General features: G+C 42.2%; 14 protein-coding genes. 6 read left to right on the top strand and 8 right to left on the bottom strand.

Annotation, left to right across the window (positions count from 1 at the left end; genetic code table 11):
* Nucleotides 1–96 precede the first annotated feature (96 nt).
* Nucleotides 97–783: a TorF family putative porin gene (locus PSH48_RS15965; RefSeq protein ID WP_004589216.1), complete on the top strand. Its 687-nt coding sequence runs from the start codon at nucleotides 97–99 to the stop codon at nucleotides 781–783.
* Nucleotides 784–1061: 278 nt separating this feature from the next.
* Here PSH48_RS15965 and PSH48_RS15960 read toward each other — a convergent pair whose 3' ends face one another.
* Entirely contained in the window at nucleotides 1062–4640 is a 3579-nt protein-coding gene (locus PSH48_RS15960) for an ABC transporter permease/M1 family aminopeptidase (protein ID WP_273611866.1), read from the bottom strand.
* A gap of 9 nt (nucleotides 4641–4649) precedes the next feature.
* Nucleotides 4650–5531: an ABC transporter ATP-binding protein gene (locus PSH48_RS15955; RefSeq protein ID WP_029773142.1), complete on the bottom strand. Its 882-nt coding sequence runs from the start codon at nucleotides 5529–5531 to the stop codon at nucleotides 4650–4652.
* A 185-nt stretch (nucleotides 5532–5716) separates the two neighbouring features.
* Between PSH48_RS15955 and PSH48_RS15950 the strand changes: the two genes are divergently transcribed.
* Entirely contained in the window at nucleotides 5717–6394 is a 678-nt protein-coding gene (locus tag PSH48_RS15950; protein WP_029773143.1) for a nitroreductase family protein, read from the top strand.
* Nucleotides 6395–6400: 6 nt separating this feature from the next.
* Here PSH48_RS15950 and PSH48_RS15945 read toward each other — a convergent pair whose 3' ends face one another.
* Nucleotides 6401–6709 carry an ArsR/SmtB family transcription factor gene (locus tag PSH48_RS15945; protein WP_004589220.1) on the bottom strand — a complete coding sequence of 103 codons (309 nt, stop codon included), beginning with the start codon at nucleotides 6707–6709 and terminating at the stop codon, nucleotides 6401–6403.
* A 99-nt stretch (nucleotides 6710–6808) separates the two neighbouring features.
* Between PSH48_RS15945 and PSH48_RS15940 the strand changes: the two genes are divergently transcribed.
* From PSH48_RS15940 to PSH48_RS15930, 3 genes are all read left to right on the top strand, one after another.
* Nucleotides 6809–6997 carry a YgaP family membrane protein gene (locus PSH48_RS15940; RefSeq protein ID WP_004589221.1) on the top strand — a complete coding sequence of 63 codons (189 nt, stop codon included), beginning with the start codon at nucleotides 6809–6811 and terminating at the stop codon, nucleotides 6995–6997.
* Nucleotides 6997–7341 carry a rhodanese-like domain-containing protein gene (locus PSH48_RS15935; protein WP_004589222.1) on the top strand — a complete coding sequence of 115 codons (345 nt, stop codon included), beginning with the start codon at nucleotides 6997–6999 and terminating at the stop codon, nucleotides 7339–7341. The genes PSH48_RS15940 and PSH48_RS15935 overlap by 1 nt, the downstream gene beginning before the upstream one ends.
* A 66-nt stretch (nucleotides 7342–7407) precedes the next feature.
* Nucleotides 7408–9186, top strand: a complete 1779-nt coding sequence (locus PSH48_RS15930) for an alkaline phosphatase D family protein (protein WP_273611865.1) — start codon at nucleotides 7408–7410, stop codon at nucleotides 9184–9186.
* On the opposite strand, the gene PSH48_RS15925 is transcribed toward PSH48_RS15930, so the two are convergent.
* Nucleotides 9183–9722, bottom strand: coding sequence for a PH domain-containing protein (locus PSH48_RS15925; protein WP_273611864.1), 540 nt, complete (start codon nucleotides 9720–9722; stop codon nucleotides 9183–9185). The genes PSH48_RS15930 and PSH48_RS15925 overlap by 4 nt on opposite strands.
* Before the next feature lie 227 nt (nucleotides 9723–9949).
* Here PSH48_RS15925 and PSH48_RS15920 point away from each other — a divergent pair, with 227 nt between their 5' ends.
* Nucleotides 9950–10699: a MipA/OmpV family protein gene (locus PSH48_RS15920; RefSeq protein ID WP_273611863.1), complete on the top strand. Its 750-nt coding sequence runs from the start codon at nucleotides 9950–9952 to the stop codon at nucleotides 10697–10699.
* A gap of 88 nt (nucleotides 10700–10787) precedes the next feature.
* On the opposite strand, the gene PSH48_RS15915 is transcribed toward PSH48_RS15920, so the two are convergent.
* The 4 genes from PSH48_RS15915 to PSH48_RS15900 form a co-directional block, all read right to left on the bottom strand.
* Nucleotides 10788–15092: an alpha-1,6-glucosidase domain-containing protein gene (locus tag PSH48_RS15915; RefSeq protein WP_273611862.1), complete on the bottom strand. Its 4305-nt coding sequence runs from the start codon at nucleotides 15090–15092 to the stop codon at nucleotides 10788–10790.
* 22 nt (nucleotides 15093–15114) lie between these two features.
* Complete coding sequence (locus tag PSH48_RS15910; protein WP_273611861.1) at nucleotides 15115–17988, bottom strand: TonB-dependent receptor; 2874 nt, start codon at nucleotides 17986–17988, stop codon at nucleotides 15115–15117.
* Between the two features lie 166 nt (nucleotides 17989–18154).
* Nucleotides 18155–18772 (bottom strand): LysE family translocator, encoded by a 618-nt coding sequence (locus PSH48_RS15905; RefSeq protein WP_273611860.1) that lies wholly within the window; start codon nucleotides 18770–18772, stop codon nucleotides 18155–18157.
* Nucleotides 18773–18955: a hypothetical protein gene (locus PSH48_RS15900; protein WP_273611859.1), complete on the bottom strand. Its 183-nt coding sequence runs from the start codon at nucleotides 18953–18955 to the stop codon at nucleotides 18773–18775.

Genomic DNA, 18955 nt, shown 5'->3' with positions numbered 1-18955 from the left:
GCATTCCCAGTTAAACAATAAAACACCGCCAGTCAAAGGGTTGCCAATAAGAGAATAAAAACCTAGGCGATAAAAATCATATAACGGGAAATGGACATGCTAAAACTAAAAAAAACCATCGCAATTAGCGCAATAGCTTTATTAGGTGCTACATCTTTAACATCAACAGCCGTACATGCAGAAGTAACAGCAAACGCAGCGGCTACGTCTAACTACTTATGGCGTGGTCAAGAGCAAACTGGGGGCGATGCTGCTATTTCTGGCGGTATTGATTACGCTGACGAGTCAGGCTTTTATGTAGGTACCTGGGCATCAAATGCTTCATGGGCCGATGAAATGACTTACGAGCTTGATGTTTACGCGGGTTTTGGTGGCGATATTAACGACACATTTAGCTACGATGTAGGTTACATTTATTACGCTTACCCAGATGCAGCTTCTGAGGCAGATGCTGATTTCTCTGAAATTTACGGTAGCATCAGCGCAGAAGGTTTCACCTTTGGCGCTGCAATCCTTGCCACTTCAGCGGCAGATGGCGATGGCACCGACTTTGGCGATTCATTATACCTAAATGCCGATTACAGCTTTGCTGTTGGCAGCAATGGTACTGAGGTTGCGCTGCACTTAGGTCACTACTCTGGCGACTTTATAGGCGATGATAATATTATTGATTACGGTATCTCTGTATCAAAAGATGGTTTTACTTTTGGCGTATCTGACACCGACATGGATGAGTCAGATGTTAAAGTTTACGTAGGCTACGCTGTAGACTTTACGCTTTAAAACAAAATGTGTTACTTGCTGCAACACTAAGGGCCTTTTGGCCCTTTTCTCGTTTAGGGCACCTAAATACTCACGGCGCCTTTTAATTTTAGCTACTAAAGCACTTTGCTATATAACCCACTTCGGTTAATCGCCGAGCTTCTCGCTGCTATTACCCCTTTTTACCAATATGCTAATTCGCTTTATTAAGCTTTATTGCGCATTTGTATTAGTAATTCGCTAAAACAAAAAAGGCCGCATTAAATGCGGCCTTTCAGTTAATTACTAATCGTTAATCGTTAAAACTTAGCTAGGTTGTTTTTACTGTCTTTATCTACAAGCTTAATGTACGGGTCAACCCCTGCGTACACTGGCTTTTCTTTTACTTTTAGCTCAATAGCATTAGTACCAGAGACTATTTGATGCTTTTGCGAGTAAATAACAAAGTCTTCAGCGAGAAGGTTTTCAGGATCATCGCTAAATAATGCAATATCAATTAGCTCATCGAGTGGTTGCTCGGTTTCTTCACCTTGTCCATCGGCATGCTGCTTAGTTGCTTCAACGTTCAGTGTTACTGTATAAAAACCTTCGCTATCAACATCATCTGTAACCGACACTGCTTTCATTTCAAGCTCATAAAGCGTTATATATTTAAACTGATCATCAATAAAACGTTGTTCAGCTTGTGTTGCATCTCGCTTTAAATAGCTAAGTAAATCAAGCGTAGTTGGGTATGGGGTTGATTGGTATTTAAACTCATTCAAAAACGCTTTAAGTGCTGCATTTAAGCGCTCTTCCCCTAATCGGTCATAAATCGCCATCATCGCAACTGAGCCTTTATTGTAATGAAGATATTGTTGAGACTGCGTTTTATACAGCGGCATTTCTTCAAAAGCTTCGCCTGTGCGGCCCATTAAGTATCTATCTAACTCGTACTTTAAAAATTTACGTAGCTTCTCGGCGCCAAAGCGTTTTTTTAGCACCATAAGCGCACTGTATTGGGAGAGCGATTCAGAAATAACGGCGCTGCCTTCTACATTAGCCCCAGATACTTGATGCCCCCACCATTGGTGTGCAACTTCATGTGCGGTTACATAGTAAGGTAGGTCAACTTTACTCTCATCTCTTAAGTCTGTAATAAAGCCAATACTTTCTGAGTAAGGTACCGTATTGGCAAAACTTTGCGCAAACGAGCGATACTTAGGAAACTCAATAATACGAAGCTGCTTATGCTGATATGGCCCAAATGCTTGAGTGTAGTAATCTATTGAGTCTTGTACTGACTCAATCATACGGTCAACATTCCATGCATGATCTTTGTGGTAGTACACCTCAATATTTACACCGTTATGTTCAACCTTTTTGCTTTCAAGCTCCGCCGAAAGAACAGAATAAAAGTTTATAATAGGGGAATCCATTTCATAAACAAAAGTACGTCGTCCGTCTTTTACACTCTCACTTTTTAAGTAACCGGGTGTAATAGCAAATTGTGACTCATCGGTGGTCACCGTTGCCTTGTAGTTTATAAAGCCATTAGCAGGCCCAAACTCATTTTGCGTATAATAGCGGCTGTCTTCTAGTTTATGTGCACGTTCAAGCTCGGGTAAATCGTGCTTACGGCGCTCATACTTATCCGCAATTTGAAAATACTTTTGATAACCAAAATTTGGTAATAATTCTCCATTATTTACAAATGTACCATTGTGCACGAGTTGAGTATCAGAGCCTCTATCAACAAAACCGTCGTGTTCACGAGTAACAGAAAGCTCACCTTCGCGTACTTCATTAGGCATTAGCGGTTGTTCAAACTCAAACCATACCATGCCAAAATCGGTTAAACGCTCAACTATTTTTCCGCCCGCCATTTTTACATCCCAGCTTTTAGATTGGCTAGGCTCGTTAATTAACACACGGGTTATTGGCTCGTTTGCGGTATTGGTAAACTTAATTTTAGCCACGGCGTTTAAAGCACGCTTTTTAGGATAAATATCAATGTGTAAATCAACATCAGTTATTATAGGCAGCGGTAAGTCTTTGTATTGTGAGAACTCTTGCTCATACCTTACTTGTAGCGCTTCGTTATCATCACTTGTTACAAACTCGTTGATTACACGGGTGTTGTAATAAATGTTATAACCCGCGCCCACAAATACCAATAAACTTATAACGGCTGCAACCTGGCCTTTTAAAGACATGTTGTAACGCACTAAAGATAAACGCGTACGCAATGTTTGCGATGGACCACGGTGCCATAAAGCAAAGCCTACAATAGCTAAAAACACACTCAATGCACCCCAATATAGGGTATACCAATGCGCGCCTTGTAAAAAATGCCCGTAACCGTTTATGTCTGAATACGGTACGCTGCTGCTTTGTGAAAAATGGTACATATGATGCTCAAACCCGTAAGCACCCATTACCATTTGAGCAATGTAATACAGAATAAATAAACCCATACCTATGTATTTATTAGGGCTAATTATTTGTAAAAAGAACGCCAAAATAGCCATCATAATTAAAGGCAATAATGTAAGGTAACCCAACCTAAATAAGTACTGGCCAAGCTCTAAGTTAAATTGCCCCTTAAATAGTTGCACCGCAATGGTAAACATCATACCTACTAAATAAAGGCCACAAACCGCAGTGATTAGCGCAATAATTTTAGATACCCAAAACACACTGTTATGCACCGGGTAGCTGTCAACAATATCGCCCATACCACTGTGGCGTTCTCGCCAAACCAGCTCTGCGCTGTAATAAGCAATAATAATAAACATAAATATAGCGGAGGCGTTTTGAATAATGCCCACCATGTTTTGTGTGAGCGGCCAATCTGTTGTGCCATATGCGCCAATAGGCGCAAAAAGTGGTGCGAGTAATGTAATAATACTGACACCCGCTAAAATCATAAAAGGAGCACTTAATATAACCTGCTTAAGCTCAAATAAGCTGCGCATTACTAATTGCGATTGCGTATTGACCCCTTTTGACTTGTAATTTTTAGCGCTGCTAATAAGTGCTGCTTGTTTGTTTTTTACAAACGTAGAAACAGCAAATTGCTTTTTTTGCTTTTTAGTGACTACGCGATTACCTAACTTTCCGAGGCCAAAAAACATCGCTAAACTTAGTGCTACCCATAAAATACGGTTAATTAAAAAATCGCCCGAAAGCGTTAACACTTCAGTATTTTTATCACTTACAGTCCAGTAACGGGTTAAGTCAATTAATGAACCAGTGCCAAATGGGTCTGCGTAAACAACAATATTTCTAAACGCTAAATCGTCAAAATAGATACTCGCCAATTGGTAGCTTATATAGATCACCACGGCCGTTACATATACCGCCATCATGGTTTTAAAATAAACCGCCACACTATTAAAAATAGCACTGAGCACCAATAAGCTTGGCACCGCTAAATATAAAAAAGGCGCAGCGTAATATATAAACTTATTAGGGCCTACTAGCTCACTATCAAGCCAGCCAACCAACAAGCCAAACTGAGACCCCAAAAATACGCCTAGTGGCACGCTTAAAAACACGATAAGTACAACTAAGTAAGAACCAAAAAAACGCCCTGATTGATAAGCAAGCGGGTTAACGGGCTTACTAAACACCAGCTCATCCATTTTGGTCTCGCTGTTGCGAATCGCTGAGCTTGCAACAAAGTTAACCACTAAAAACATAGCAAGCGTACAAAAGGTAACCGTTAAAACCATAATGGTATAAGGCGAGTTCATATGAACATTAGCCCCACCTAGCGGAAACTTACTACTGGAGCTTATAAAAAACGCCATAAAAAAGAAGATTAATGAGGTCACATAAAACGAAGGCTGGCGCACAAAATAGCGCAGCTCAAACGCGAGCATATTAAAAAACATAGCGCCCCCTTATGCTACTTGGCTGTTACGATGATTAAGCAACGTAGAAAAATACACATCTTCTAGGTTTGCACTGCTGAGCTCAAAACCTTCAGGGGCTTCATTGGCTAATACATGTAATATGGTTTGCCCAGCAAATAAGCGTTTTGAAATAACAGGCAGTTGCGGCTCAAGCTCTAGTGCTTCTTCTTGGCTCATGGCTTTGCGCCAAATTTGGCCTTGGAGTTTATCGGTAAGGGCAATGGGGTTACCCTCTAATAATATTTTTCCGCCTGCCAGTACGGCCATGTTTGGGCACAGCTCTGCCACATCTTCAACAATGTGGGTCGATAATATAACGACTTTTTGCTCGCCTAAGCTTACTAGCAAGTTATGAAAACGATTTCGCTCTTCAGGATCTAACCCTGCTGTTGGTTCATCAACAATTAGTAAATCAGGGTCACCTAGTAAGGCTTGTGCAATACCAAAACGCTGGCGCATACCGCCCGAAAAGCCACTTACGGCTTTTGAGCGATGTTGATATAAATTAGTATGTGCAAGCAAGCCTTCTACCGACTCTTTACGCTCGCCTTTGTTATGAATGCCCTTTAAAACAGCCATGTGGTCCAGCAAGTCGTAAGCACTAACACGTGGGTATACACCAAAATCTTGCGGTAGATAACCTAAACGTTGGCGCAGAGCCTGTGGGTCTTTAAAAACATCAATACCATCAAAAGTAATTGAACCCGAATCGGCAGATTGCAACGTAGAAATAGTACGCATTAGTGATGATTTACCGGCGCCATTTGGCCCTAGCAGCCCAAACATTCCTTTTCCTATAGATAAATCAACACCTTGTAGTGCATGTACGCCATTATCGTAGGTTTTAGATAACCCTGTTATTGATAGCATTTTTACTTCCTTGAATTTTAATAGTTTTTTTATTGCGCTTTTTATACCACATTAAAAAAAGGAACATAAGTTACACCATGGTTAATTTTGTAACAATAAATAAACACGATAGGTAATAATACTTGCCTCGCATTTATTCAGTCGGTATAAAAACCACACACACACTTTATAAGAAGCGTAAAGCCATGCAAAAACATCAAAGCCAACCACTAAACGACTTTATAGAATACCCTCACGATGAAATGCTAAAACGCGCAACCGAATTTTTACAAACCAGCCAGCGCCGCCATAGTATTCGCAGCTTTAGCGACCGACCTGTGCCTAAAAATATAATTGAAGCCTGTATTAAAGCAGCAGGTACCGCGCCAAGTGGAGCGAATCATCAGCCGTGGCATTTTGTAGCTATAAACAGTAGCGATGTAAAAAAACAAATAAGAGAGGCCGCTGAAAAACTAGAGCGCTCTTTTTATGAAGGCAGAGCAGGAGAAGAGTGGCTTGATGCGCTAAAACCATTAGGTACCGACGCCAATAAACCCTATTTAGAGCATGCGCCTTGGCTTATTGCAGTGTTTAGTCAAAAAAAAGGCGGTGTGAATACGGATGATAAAAACACCAATTATTATGTGCACGAATCAGTAGGGCTGGCTACTGGGTTTTTAATACAAGCCCTGCACCGCTGTGGCTTAGCTACGCTTACCCATACACCTAAACCAATGAGTTTTTTAACCGACATTTGTAAGCGCGACAAAGACAACGAACGTCCTTACATGTTACTTATTGCGGGCTACCCAAGTGACGATGCAACTGTACCTGCCCATGCACTTGATAAAAAGTCGCTTGATGAGATTGCCACTTTTATTTAAAGCAACTTACTCAGCGGTACTTTGCTTACAAAACCATTCGTATAGTAACGTAATAATCGACTCAACCTTTGGGTCGATTAACGAATAATAAATTGTGTGTCCCTCACGGCGAGTTGCCACTAGCTGGGCGTTACGTAAACTCGCCAAATGCTGAGACAAAGCAGACTGTGCCAACGGAACATTTTGATTTAACTCACCCACACTTTGTTCACCTTGCAATAAACTACATAAAATCATTAAACGGTTTTTATTTGCCATTAATTTTAAAAATTGCTCTGCCTGCTGAGCGTTTTCTGCAAGTTGTTCAATATTCATTGTGATACTTAATTATTTTGCGTGTTTTAATTATAGACTTTTACATTAGTAAGTTCTAATATAATTAACATTAGAAAAAACTAATATTAAGGTCAATTCATGAAAATAAGTGACGCCATACTCTTAATTGGCGGAAGTGCCGTTACAATTTCTGTGCTTTTAAGCTACTTTGTTGATAGTAACTTTCAATTTTTAACGTTATTTATTGGTATTAACTTAGTGCAATCCGCCTACACTAAATGGTGCCCATTAATGACTTTTTTGCGCAAAAGAGGATTTACAGACTAATGCTTACTTCAATTCCTGATTTACTAAAAATTATCACACCTAACCAACGCCGTATTGATGCAGCGCAAGCTAAGCAAGAGTTAGAACAAAATAAAGGTTTACTTATTGATGTACGCGAACCCGCTGAGCATGCCAATGTAGCTGCGGTAGGGGCAATAAATATTCCACGCGGATTACTCGAAATGAAGCTAATGGAAATAGAAAAAGACGCTGCACGCCCTATTTACTTACATTGTGCCAGCGGTGCCCGCGCCACTTTAGGTGCAGAAGCGCTAACCCGCGTAGGCTACGAAAACGTTACTGTTATTACGTGTAATGCAACGCAAGTAAGTGAAGTTTTTTAATTGCTTCACAAAAAAGTAACCTAAATTGCCTACACTTTGCTTTTTACACTTTACAGGTACAAAGCAATGGCATTTACACGGAGAAGTTTTTTAAAAGCATCGGCAGCAGGATTTGGCGCTGCCGTATTATCACTTGGTTTAACAGGTTGTCGTTTTGACGATGATGACGACACTCCCGTTAGCTTTGACCACGGCGTTGCCAGCGGCGACCCGCTAAGCGATAGCTTAATTATTTGGACCCGTGTAACCCCACTCGATGTAACAACTAAATCGTTAAAAGTACAATGGCAAGCCGCCACCGACCAAAGCTTTACAAATATTGTTCACGATGGTGAAGCACATATCGGTGATACCACCGACTTTACTCTTAAAGTTGATTTACAAGGGCTTGATGCCAATACCGTATATTACTATCGCTTTAATGCACACGGAAAAACCTCCCCTATCGGACAAGGTAAAACGCTTCCTGTCGGTGCGGTTGATCAGGTGAAATTAGCCGTTGTATCGTGCGCAAATTACCCTGCCGGGTATTTTCATGTGTATGGCGAAATTGCTAAGCAAAGCGATTTAGATGCGGTACTGCACTTAGGTGATTACATATACGAATACAGCAATACGGGTTATGCAACCGAAGACGCCGCACAGCTAGACCGACTGCTACCATTAGATAACAGCAGCGAAATTATCGCACTGACCGATTATAGAAAACGCTATGCAAATTATCGCCTCGATGCCGATTTACAAGCAGCCCATAGCCACTGTGCATTTATAACAGTGTGGGACGACCACGAAATCACCAACGACACATGGCGCGAAGGCGCAGAAAACCATAACGAAGGTGAAGGCGAATTTAGCCAACGTAAACTCAATGCACTACAAGCCTACTTTGAGTGGATGCCAATTCGTAATGTAGCCGACAAAGAACGTATTTACCGACGCTTTGAGTTTGGTAATTTAGTCTCTTTATACATGCTAGATACCCGTGTATTAGCGCGTGATGAGCAGCTTAACTATAGTGATTTTGATCTTACCTCCCCTGCAGGGCAAAGCGCATTTGCTGCAGCAATAGGCGCAACAGACCGTGCATTATTAGGCAGTGAACAACTTACATGGCTTAGTGATGCCATCACTACCTCAAGCACACAGTGGCAAGTATTAGGGCAACAAGTGCTAATGACAAAAATGCACTTACCAGTAGAGGTCATGTTACTACTTGCTAGCTTACAAAGTGCTCAGGCAAACGGAGGCGATCCAAGTGAATTGCTCGCACAGGCCAATGTATTATTTGCAGAGCTGGCGCAAATTAAAGGCCGTGTATTAGCGGGCGACCCAAGTGTAACCGAGGCAGAGCTTGCCCGTGTTCAAACCACCATACCGTATAACCTTGATGCCTGGGATGGCTACGCCTACGAGCGAGAAGTATTATTAGGCACCGCTATTGCAGCACAAAAAAACTTAGTAGTTTTAGCCGGAGATACTCATAACGGCTGGGCGGGACAGCTTAAAACTGATGCCAGTAACCCTATTGCAGCCTCACAAAATGCTGGGGTGGAATTTGCAACGGCATCGGTTTCATCACCAGGGCTTGAAGAATATTTAGCGCTAAACACACAAGATGCACAAACCGTAGCGCAAATAGAGCAAGTAATTGCCTTATTAGTTGATGACCTTGCTTATAATAATTTAGTGGAGCGCGGCTATTTAACCGTTACATTTACACCTGCAAAAGCCAGTGCTAAGTGGAATTATATAAGTACAATTAAAGCGCGCGAATATCAGGTTGTTGAAAGCCGTACCAAAGAGCTAAGTATGCTGGCAGGTCAGGCTCAATTACAAAACGCTTAACGCTTCGCCTCTAAAGCTGCCAAACGCGTATCTATGCGCTCTACTACCTCAACTAAGCGAGCAAGTAATGCTTGGTTGAGGTGATCTTCAGCAAGCTCCTGTGTTTTAGGGGTTTGCGCAGCTAAGTTATCTTTTTGCTCAAGTATGGCTTCTCTAAACTCACTGGCATTTTCAACACCAAGTAATGACACCAATGCACCATGACCCGACTGCCCTGCAGTTTCAAAGCTTAACCGGTATAACCCAAAAAAGCGCATAAGCGGCCCTTGGTTCAGCCCCACATCGGTTATTTTTTCAAGTGGTATAGATTTTTCTTCTTTAAATAAAATGCCGCGTTTAACAACCAGCTTTTGCGTGAGTAATTGCGCCGACATAGCGGCCAATATTTTACCTGCCACCAGCCATACAACAAATAACACCACAGGTATAAGTGGAATGGTCACTAATGCAACGGCACTAAAAAAGCATGCCATGGTCATCCAGTATTGCTTCACTTTGGGATCAAAGCTGGCACTTTTTAAAATAGGGTTGCTCATTGGTTTATCCTCATTCCCATTTTATTAATCTAATCAAACGTATGCCTTTATTAAACTTATGTGATCAACGTCTTCAATGCAATTTAGCCACTTACATTCAGATAAACTTTCATACACTCTCTTACAAACGCCAATCAAAAATATAGCTACACTAAAGCCTAATAGCGTTGCGGCACACTTTACTTATCGCAAACAATTTTCACTTTTTACTTAACACCAAGGCTCCTATGAACACTTATATACAAAACTCACTCCGGTTATTAGTTGGCACACTTGCACTTGGCAGTATTACTGCGCAAGCTGAGTCGCAGTTTTCATTAGGGGGCGGTGTCATTTCTACCAGCTCACCTTATGCGGGTACCGACAGTGAAACGCTATTTTTACCTATCATTACTTACGAAGGCGAAAGACTTAGTTTTAAAGGTTTGTCGCTTGATTATAAATTAGTGGAGCAGCAAGGTTTTAATTGGTCATTAGTTTTAGAGCCAGGTGATAACTTTGATACCTCAGATTCAGACTTTGCAGCCATAAAAGCCTTAGACGATAGAAAGCTATCACTCTACGCTGGTACGCAGGTTAGTTACACTGCAAGCTTTGGTAAAATAAGCGCCAGTGCTACTCATGATGTAATAGGCCACGGCGATGGCGCTAAATTTAAAACCAATTACAGTTACCCTATTAAGTTATCTAAACAACTAATGCTCGTTCCTTCTGTAGGCGTTGAGCTAAATAGCAGTGATGTATCTAACTATTATTATGGTGTAGCACAGGGCGAATCTACCACCTATGCGCCTTACGAACTTGGTTCTACGGTTAACTACAATGCGGGTTTATTTTTAATATATTACATTAATAGAAACTGGAACGTAAATGCCATGGTTAACTATAAGCAGCTCGATTCTGATATTGAAGACTCACCCATTATTGATACCGATAACACCACGACTGTGATGATGTCGGTTAACTATCGTTTTTAACCCCCCCCTTTTGTTGGGTATTAATTAGGCATTAAAAAAGCCGAGCATACAGGGCTATGCTCGGCTTAGGTTTGGGAAAATATAACTGCTACTGCTTGTTGATAAGTATGCTTACATTTTCTCTATCTGGGCCTATTACATTAAACGTGTAGGTACCTTGTTCGGTAATATTCAGTGTTATGTTGGCACCTACCGCTTCAAGTGGTGTTAGTTCATCAATTACCACTACCGGCGTATCGCCTGCTCCACCGTAATCCACTGTGCTCCAATCTTCAGACGCTACTTTAAATTCGTAGTCGCCCACTTCTAATTCAATAGAAGCAGAGTAAATTGCATCACCCTCGTACATAAGCGGGTTATCAGTACTCCAGTCATTTAAGCTGCCGCGAATAAATACCGGTGTTTGTGCAAACATTTCGCCGTTGAGCACTTTTAGCGTTACGTTATTTAAATCACTGGCGTCAAATATAAACTGGTATTCACCTTCCTCAGCAATGTCTATGGTCATATTCGCGCCCGCAACCGACAACTGCTCAGCAGTGCCAACCATTACGCTGGCATCACCCTCAGCCGAGCCATAATCAACCGTGCTCCAATCTTCTGACGCTACTTTAAATTCATAGCTTGTAGCGCTCAGTGTTTTAGTAAAGGTGTAAATGCCTTTACCTTTATAACTTAGCTCATCGGTTACTCCCCAATCATTAAGCGTACCGCGCACATAAATAGCAGTGCCTACAAATGGCTCTTCGTTGTATAAAGTAAGCGTTGGATTTTCTGGGTTTGAAGCATCAAGCGAAAATACATAGGTTGCATCAATGGCAGCGCTGAAGGTCATGTTTGCACCTGAGCGCGTTAATGGCTCACTTTGATTTTCAACTACCTCTTTATCAGCGTCAGTAAGCGCACCAAAATCAACTGTAGACCAATCTTCTGAGGCAATTTTAAATTCGTAGTCGCCAGCGCTTAGCGCAATTGCTATACGGTATTCACCCTCGCCAATATATTCAAATGCATCACGTGTGCCCCAGTCATTTAAAGTTCCGCGCACAAACACAGCGGTGCTGCCATAAGGTACTACATCAGGCGCGCCTACGGTCGCATTTGCACTTAAACCAACACCTTGGCTCTCACCTTGGTTTTTAGTAAAAACAGCTAGTGTGTAAGGCGGTACAGTAAATGTGCCTTCGTTATCGCCTTGGGCAAAATTGGCGCTGGCCATGCTTGCATCAACACTGTTTTTTAATACGTCGTGTAATTCAAAACCCGCTGCCGTGGCAATAGTATGGCTAAGGGTTTGCTCGGTTGCGTTAATCACCACTACAAGCGCATCAAATGCTGGGTCTAAGTCTGTTAATCCTTCGCCATCATCAATGTTCATTACAATTAAGCCATGTTGCTGCGCTTTACCTACGTTATGAAAACCCACTCGCTCAATGACATCTTGCTCTGTGGTTAATCTAAATAGTGGGCTGCTGCTACGTATTTGTAAAAACTCGTTAAATACATCGCCTGCATAAGCTATGTCTTGCGGCATTGCCTGTGCATCTGGATTAGCAGATATAGGCATAATTTCAGACCATTTTTCTTGGTTCTTCTCTGCGTTTGGTAAACCAATGTTCCAGTTATTATTCTCTTTGGTTAAATCAACAGCATTAAACCAATCACCGGCATTATAGCTATCACGATCCATTGACTTAGAACGCAGTAAATCAGCGCCTAATTGCATAAAAGGAATGCCTTGGCTCATAAGTGGAATAGATAATGCCATGTTGTGCGCGCGCACACGTTGCTCAATACTCATGCTTGATGCATGTTTGTATTGCAACTGATCCCACAGTGTTTCGTTATCGTGTTTTGATACGTAATGAATGCTATCGGCAGGGTCTAGTGCATACGCCGTTGGCTGAGTATTCCAAGTAAAGCTATTACCTTTAGATGAATTACCTTTAAAGTCTTTTAGAATGTAATTTTGTAAGTTGCCCGCCAGCGATAACCGTAACGTGTCTTGTTCGGCTAGGTTGCCATCTGTCGGGTTATTGCTAAACATTGCACCACCACGCACGGCTTCACGAATACGGTCATTAAATGTACCCACCTCTGAGCCTGCCATATCAGCCTGTTTAGCTTGTGTAAATAAACGATTGTTAGCTACTTCACCAAAATCCCAGCCTTCACCGTAAAAATAGTTATCTGGGTCAACTGCTTGCACGGCTTCACGCGCAGCTAATATTGATGATTTAGGCATATGCCCCATAACATCAAATCTAAAACTGTCGTAGCCAAATTCACGCGCTAAAATAACTAATGAATCAGTAACAAACTTATCCATCATTACATGCTCTGTAGCTGTATTTTCACAACATGTTGAGCGCTCTATTTCACCACTTACTTCGTTATAGCGATGGTAATAACCCGGTACAAGCTTATCAAATACCGACTTGTCCCAAATACCCGATGATGTTGTGTGGTTATAAACCACATCCAGTACAACACGAAGTCCTACTTCTTGCAGTGATTGCACCATAGCGCGGGTTTCTTTAACGCGGGCAATGCCCTCTGGGCTTGAGGCATACGAGCCTTCAGGCGCTATAAAGTAATGCGGATCGTAACCCCAGTTAAAGCCGTCTAAATCACGCATCGCACTGGCTAATGCTTGTGCATCATCTGAGCCAGGGAGGTAACTTTGCATAATATCGACAATGGTGCTGTTTTTATCTTCGATTTTACATGCATCAGCTTCATCGTTAATACGCTCACATAATTTACCTAAGGTGTCTGTAATTTCCACACGCTGTGAGGCATCCTCTTCAATGGTGCCAATATCAGTCACTGGCAGTAAATGAAAGTGTGTTAAGCCTTTATCTGCTAATTGCTTAAGGTGCTGCATTGGCACGCTTTCAAGTTCAGTGAATGCAAGGTATTTACCGCGGTTTGCTTCGCTTACTGACTGATCACGCACACTAAAATCACGTACGTGGCCTTCATAAATAACCGCATCTTCTGGGCTAGTAATAGTAGGCACGATACGCTCATCCCAGCCTTCTGGTTTAGTGTCATCATCGGCTAAATTAATCAGCTGGCTGTATAAACCATTGGTAGATACATTGAGTGAGTAAGGGTCTGTACTCCAAAGCGACTCTATTTGCTGAGTCAGTGGGTGGTAAACATCAAAATTAAAGCGGTAGTAATGGCGGTCGTATTGCATATCTAAACTTGCTTGCCAAATACCTGTCTGTGTATTTAATGTCATTGGTATAGAGTGCACTTGTGTTTTTGCATCATCAAACACGTTTAGCACCATGTTATTAGCAGTGGGTGCCCACACAGTTACATCAATCGCGTTATTGCCATAAGTTACGCCAAGTACAGCTTCGTTAGCGTCGTCTTCGCCTTGTGTGTAAAGGGCATCGAGTGCTTTAGCGGTTTGCACATAGCTTGCTTCTAGCAGCTTACCTTCACTATCGTAACCGGCAATAACAAGCTGCGACTTTATAAGCGCTTTAGCCGTGTTTGTATCCCAACTTCCTTCGTAAGCGTTCCAAGTGGTTAAATGCGGTACTTTTGCCGCTTGCTCATCAGTTAAACTGCTTGATTGCAGCGTAACAGTATCGCCGTTTAAACCAGTATCAATATCCACTTCAAGCTGAGCCGTAGCTGATGAATGCAACTTAATTAGGCTTGTAAGCTCGTTACTTGGTTTATACAAAATAGTATTTAAATCAATCCAATGCGCTGAAGCACCTGTTATAGCAACTGCGCGTTCGCCCAAACTTAAAATAGGGTATTCAAACACCGAAGGCTCACCATGAATGGTAAAGTTCATACGTTGAAAGGTTTCATCGTCTTGCATCAGCGGCATAGTTAAATCCACATCACCAAACGCTTTACCTGACCCTTCTGTACCAATATGAATAATAAAATTGGCACATTCGTTATAACCCTCTTTAAGATTAATTATCCAATACGCACCGTAGTTAGGGTCAATACCATCGTACTCGTGGCCGTTAGCCCAATCGCTGGTATCAAATGGCGGTGCATAAGCATCGCATACCTCGTTATTCCACGAATGTAATCGGTAGCCTTCGTAGTTATCATCGGCTAAGCGGTTGTAAAATAAAACCGCCTCTCCTTCCCCTGCAAATACCACAGGGTCTGGCAGGGTTGGGTCGGCGCCAACCACACAGCTTTCGTTATTTTCATCAGGTACTGTCGGTGCAGGGCATGATATAGGTTCGGGATCGACACATTGTGTCCCCGCTTCATTAGGGACTTGTGGCACATTACAGGTAAGTAATGGTTCACCAGATTCAACTTCATCTGTTCCACCACACGCTGCTAATAGCATTAACGCTAACGTTATTAGCAAATATTTAGGCATAGTTATAATTTTCATTTTTAAACGCTCCGTTTGCTAATTAATGACTGTATGTAAAACCAAGGTAGAACTGACGACCAAAGTACTGAGTCGTCCCTGTTCGTTGCTCTGAGCCAAAGTAACTTTGGGTTGGTTCATCGGTTAAGTTATTAACTTGCAAAAGCATTGTTAGCGAGTCGCTAAAGCGATAAGAGGTTTGAAAGTCGACTACGGTTTCGGCATCAAAATTAACTACTTGCTCGTTAATGGCAACCTGCTCCGATACAAATTCATCGCGGTAACGCACATTAAGGCGGGTTTCAAAATCGTCTAAAGCATAAAACACTGTGGCATTAAGCACGTTATTAGACAGCCCAGGTAAAGATTGCGCTAATGTATCGCCCCCTAAACTGGTAATCGATTCAATTTCACTTTCTGTGTATGAGTAACTTGCGTTAGCGCCTAAGCCATTAAATGGCGAAGGTAAAAAGCTAAACACTTGCGTATACGCAAGCTCTAGCCCTCTAATGTAGCCACCTTCACCGTTATTAACTGCCGTGGTGTAAATACCGTTAGTTGTGGCAACTTGCTCGCCACTAACGGGGTCTTCTATAAAATCAGGAACGTTAAAGCCGTTGCCTTTAAAGTCGAAGTTTTCGATTGATAAGGTTTCAACAAACGAGTCTATATTTTTATAAAATAACGCCGCAGCGATAGTGCCGTTACCTTCTTCAAAATAATATTCGTAAGATAAGTCGTATTGGTCGGCATAAAAGGGTTTTAAAAATGGGTTATTAGTACTTGAACCATTAATAATCCCATCATCACTCACATTTGCACTGGCATCGCCCGCTAAGCGGTTAATTGGCGCACGCGACATTACTTTAGCCGCAGCAAAGCGTACAAGTGAATTATCGTTAAGTTGCAGGTTTAAATTTAATGATGGTAAGTAGTCGGTGTATTTAGTGCCTAATACATTAGGTGCGTATAAATTATTTACAATGCCGTTCTCATCAACAATATTTTGCGCACCTAAGCGTGCATCGCCTGCTACGTTCTCTAGTACCGTTGCAGATTGGTCGGTTTCGATACGGCGTATACCCACATTACCCGATAGGTCAAGGCCGGCAATTTGCGTGTTAATGTTTACCATAACGTACGCGGCTAGCACATCTTCAAACACCGAGCCGCTTTGCAGCACTGACCACGAATAGTTAGTTGTGTAACCTTGCGCGTCGTCTACGCCATCGGCATTGCCCCATGTTTGAACGGGTTCTGGCGTACCATCTGGAAACCATGCGTTAAGTGCTTTATCTAAATCAATGGCTAAATACGATGGGAAATAACTAAACTCGCCCTGCCAGTCAACCACTGACGCCATATCGTCGGTTAAACGTAAAGGGGGTTGCGTTGCTGAAAACGCCCCGTCGTTACCGTACTCAAATACCGAGCGTTTACGGCTGTACTCTCTATCTGAGTAGCGCGCACCAAATTCTACTGAGCTAAAAATATCGCTTTCTAGCTCGTATTTAAAATCGAGTCTAAATGCCGTTACTTCATCTTCTGTTTGATCTGGGTAAATACCATATTTGCTGACCATTACACGGTCTATATCACTAAAGGCGGGCGCCTGATTAAACCCAACGTCAGGTAAATTTAAGCCATTTAATTGATAGTTAATTGCTACGTTGTTATCAAATACTGGCGTTTCTGCATTGGCATCTTCAGCTACTAAACTCCACAGTAAGCCATTTCTAAAATTACTTTTTGCGCGAGAAAGCGACACATCGGCATTTACGTTTAGTCTATCGGTTACCTGCCAATCGGCATTCACGCCAAAGCTGTCTACTTCGTCAAAGTCTTGGTTGTCGTCGTTCACTATTTCAACGCGGGTATAACTTTGCGAAGTGCGGTTAACCGCTGCGCCTATTACGGCATTACCATCAAGCTGAGCGTTAGCATATGCAGCTGTTGGCCCGCCTAATTTAACCCTCAGGCCGCGAGCAAATGACTCTTTATCAAAGCGCGATAAAAACGCATCACCTTTTAATGTAAAGTTATCTACCGGCGCCCACTCTATAGCTGCTAAGTAACCATTACGGGTTTCTTCGCCGCCTAAATGCTGTAGCTCAAAGCCTTCGCTAATGTATTCGTTTTCTGGGTTAGCTAAAGGGCCATTGGTGTCGTTAGCTGCGCCATCAACGTCTTTTGTGTCGTTGTACGCAAGGCCAATAAACTGCGTTGCTACACTTGGCTGAAACAAACGCGCATAGCCTAGCGCTACGCCTAACGTGTCGTCTAGGTATTTGCCTTGATACGAAAAACTAATCCGGTCGCCAAATTCTGTGGCATCCGATACCTCTGAGGCGCGGTCGTTATACATACCACGCACATTAGCTACAAATTTATGCGTTTGATCATTATTAAGTGGACTGGCGGTTTCAAGCTCTACGGTACCGGCCACGCCACCTTCAATAAGCGATGCCTTTGGCGATTTGTATACCGCCGCAGAGCTAATTAATTCTGACGGATATTGGTCAAACTCAATACTGCGGCTGCCACTTGTAGATACTTGCTCGCGGCCATTAAGTGTTGAAAATACAAACCCGCCCGACAGCCCGCGTATATTAATTTGCGCCGCTTGCCCACCCGTTCGCACCGCTGAAATACCAGGTAATCGTGTAAGTGCATCGGCCATTGAAATATCAGGCAGTGCCCCTAAATCATCGGCAGAAATTTGTTCTGACACCGTATCGCTAAAACGCTTTTGATTTAAAGATTGAATTAAACTGCGACTAAAGCCTCGCACTTCAATAATTTCTAAATCTTCAGCTTGTGTGCTGGGTGATTGATTTGTTAAGTCTTCGTTTGCAGCCAATGCACTATTAGCGGCAAATAAAGCCAGCATAAGTGCACTTAGTTTAAACTTGTCCATGTGTGTGAACCTTTGAGTTATTGTTGTCAGGTGTTGCTGTATTGTTTAAAACACAACCAGCAAATTGTAACCAAAAGGTAAAATTAATGTGATGAATACGTATGCAGGGCATGAGGGTTAGGCTGCAGGGGCATATAGGCACGCGCCTCTGTATCGGGAACGCGCTTTAAAGGCTTAGCACCACTTTTATCGCAAGGGCAATAAATACGACTCCCAGTATTTTATCAAGCCACGGACTTTGCTTGGTAAAGCCAAAGCGATTTTTTGAAACCTCTGTCAGCAACGCCACCAGCAAATACCAGCCGGTATCAATTACAAACACGGTTAAACACATAATTATGCCCACGCTTAAAGTTAGTAGCTGAGGGTCAATAAACTGCGAGAACAAGGCTAAAAAGAAAATAGCGAGCTTGGGGTTCAAAAAGGCAATAGCAAAGCCATCTTGTAAAGCTTGGCCAGCACTTACTTCACTTTTTTGTACTTCAAGTTCGTTATTGCTCGGTTTTGCTAGCAATATTTTTATACCTAAATACGCCAAATAAGCTGCGCCTGAATACACTAATATTTGATAAACAGTCGGAAACTGCATCATTAAAGCGCCTAGCCCTAATAACGATGCACCTGCGTATAACCCAACACCGGTACCATGGCTGAGCGCGGCAAGCATTCCGTTTTTCATACTGCCGTTAAGTGAGTGCTTTAAAACCACCGCTAAACTTGGCCCTGGCGACATTGCACCCATCATACAAATAGCCGCTAGGCTTAACCATACTGTAAATGTCATTTAAAGCTCGTCAGTTTCAATAAATAATGTATAACCATGCACTTGCCCATAAAAACCGGTTATTGGCACTGCGTTTATTACTTTCCAGCCATCTTGATTTAATTCCTGTATGCGGTCATTCAGTGCGGCTATATCTACGCCCCCCAAAAAACGAGTCTTTCTAAATTCGATTACTTTTTGCAT

Origin of the sequence: Pseudoalteromonas sp. Angola-4 (assembly GCF_028599265.1) — a bacterium.
In the GTDB taxonomy this organism is placed as follows: domain Bacteria; phylum Pseudomonadota; class Gammaproteobacteria; order Enterobacterales; family Alteromonadaceae; genus Pseudoalteromonas; species Pseudoalteromonas atlantica.
This window is presented reverse-complemented; position numbering and strand designations above follow the sequence as displayed.

Excerpts from the sequence above, each read along its gene's own strand:
- PSH48_RS15965 (WP_004589216.1), top strand. The coding sequence starts at position 97 with ATGCTAAAACTAAAAAAAACCATCGCAATTAGCGCAATAGCTTTATTA.
- PSH48_RS15960 (WP_273611866.1), bottom strand. The coding sequence starts at position 4,640 with ATGTTTTTTAATATGCTCGCGTTTGAGCTGCGCTATTTTGTGCGCCAG.
- PSH48_RS15955 (WP_029773142.1), bottom strand. The coding sequence starts at position 5,531 with ATGCTATCAATAACAGGGTTATCTAAAACCTACGATAATGGCGTACAT.
- PSH48_RS15950 (WP_029773143.1), top strand. The coding sequence starts at position 5,717 with ATGCAAAAACATCAAAGCCAACCACTAAACGACTTTATAGAATACCCT.
- PSH48_RS15945 (WP_004589220.1), bottom strand. The coding sequence starts at position 6,709 with ATGAATATTGAACAACTTGCAGAAAACGCTCAGCAGGCAGAGCAATTT.
- PSH48_RS15940 (WP_004589221.1), top strand. The coding sequence starts at position 6,809 with ATGAAAATAAGTGACGCCATACTCTTAATTGGCGGAAGTGCCGTTACA.
- PSH48_RS15935 (WP_004589222.1), top strand. The coding sequence starts at position 6,997 with ATGCTTACTTCAATTCCTGATTTACTAAAAATTATCACACCTAACCAA.
- PSH48_RS15930 (WP_273611865.1), top strand. The coding sequence starts at position 7,408 with ATGGCATTTACACGGAGAAGTTTTTTAAAAGCATCGGCAGCAGGATTT.
- PSH48_RS15925 (WP_273611864.1), bottom strand. The coding sequence starts at position 9,722 with ATGAGCAACCCTATTTTAAAAAGTGCCAGCTTTGATCCCAAAGTGAAG.
- PSH48_RS15920 (WP_273611863.1), top strand. The coding sequence starts at position 9,950 with ATGAACACTTATATACAAAACTCACTCCGGTTATTAGTTGGCACACTT.
- PSH48_RS15915 (WP_273611862.1), bottom strand. The coding sequence starts at position 15,092 with ATGAAAATTATAACTATGCCTAAATATTTGCTAATAACGTTAGCGTTA.
- PSH48_RS15910 (WP_273611861.1), bottom strand. The coding sequence starts at position 17,988 with ATGGACAAGTTTAAACTAAGTGCACTTATGCTGGCTTTATTTGCCGCT.
- PSH48_RS15905 (WP_273611860.1), bottom strand. The coding sequence starts at position 18,772 with ATGACATTTACAGTATGGTTAAGCCTAGCGGCTATTTGTATGATGGGT.
- PSH48_RS15900 (WP_273611859.1), bottom strand. The coding sequence starts at position 18,955 with ATGCAAAAAGTAATCGAATTTAGAAAGACTCGTTTTTTGGGGGGCGTA.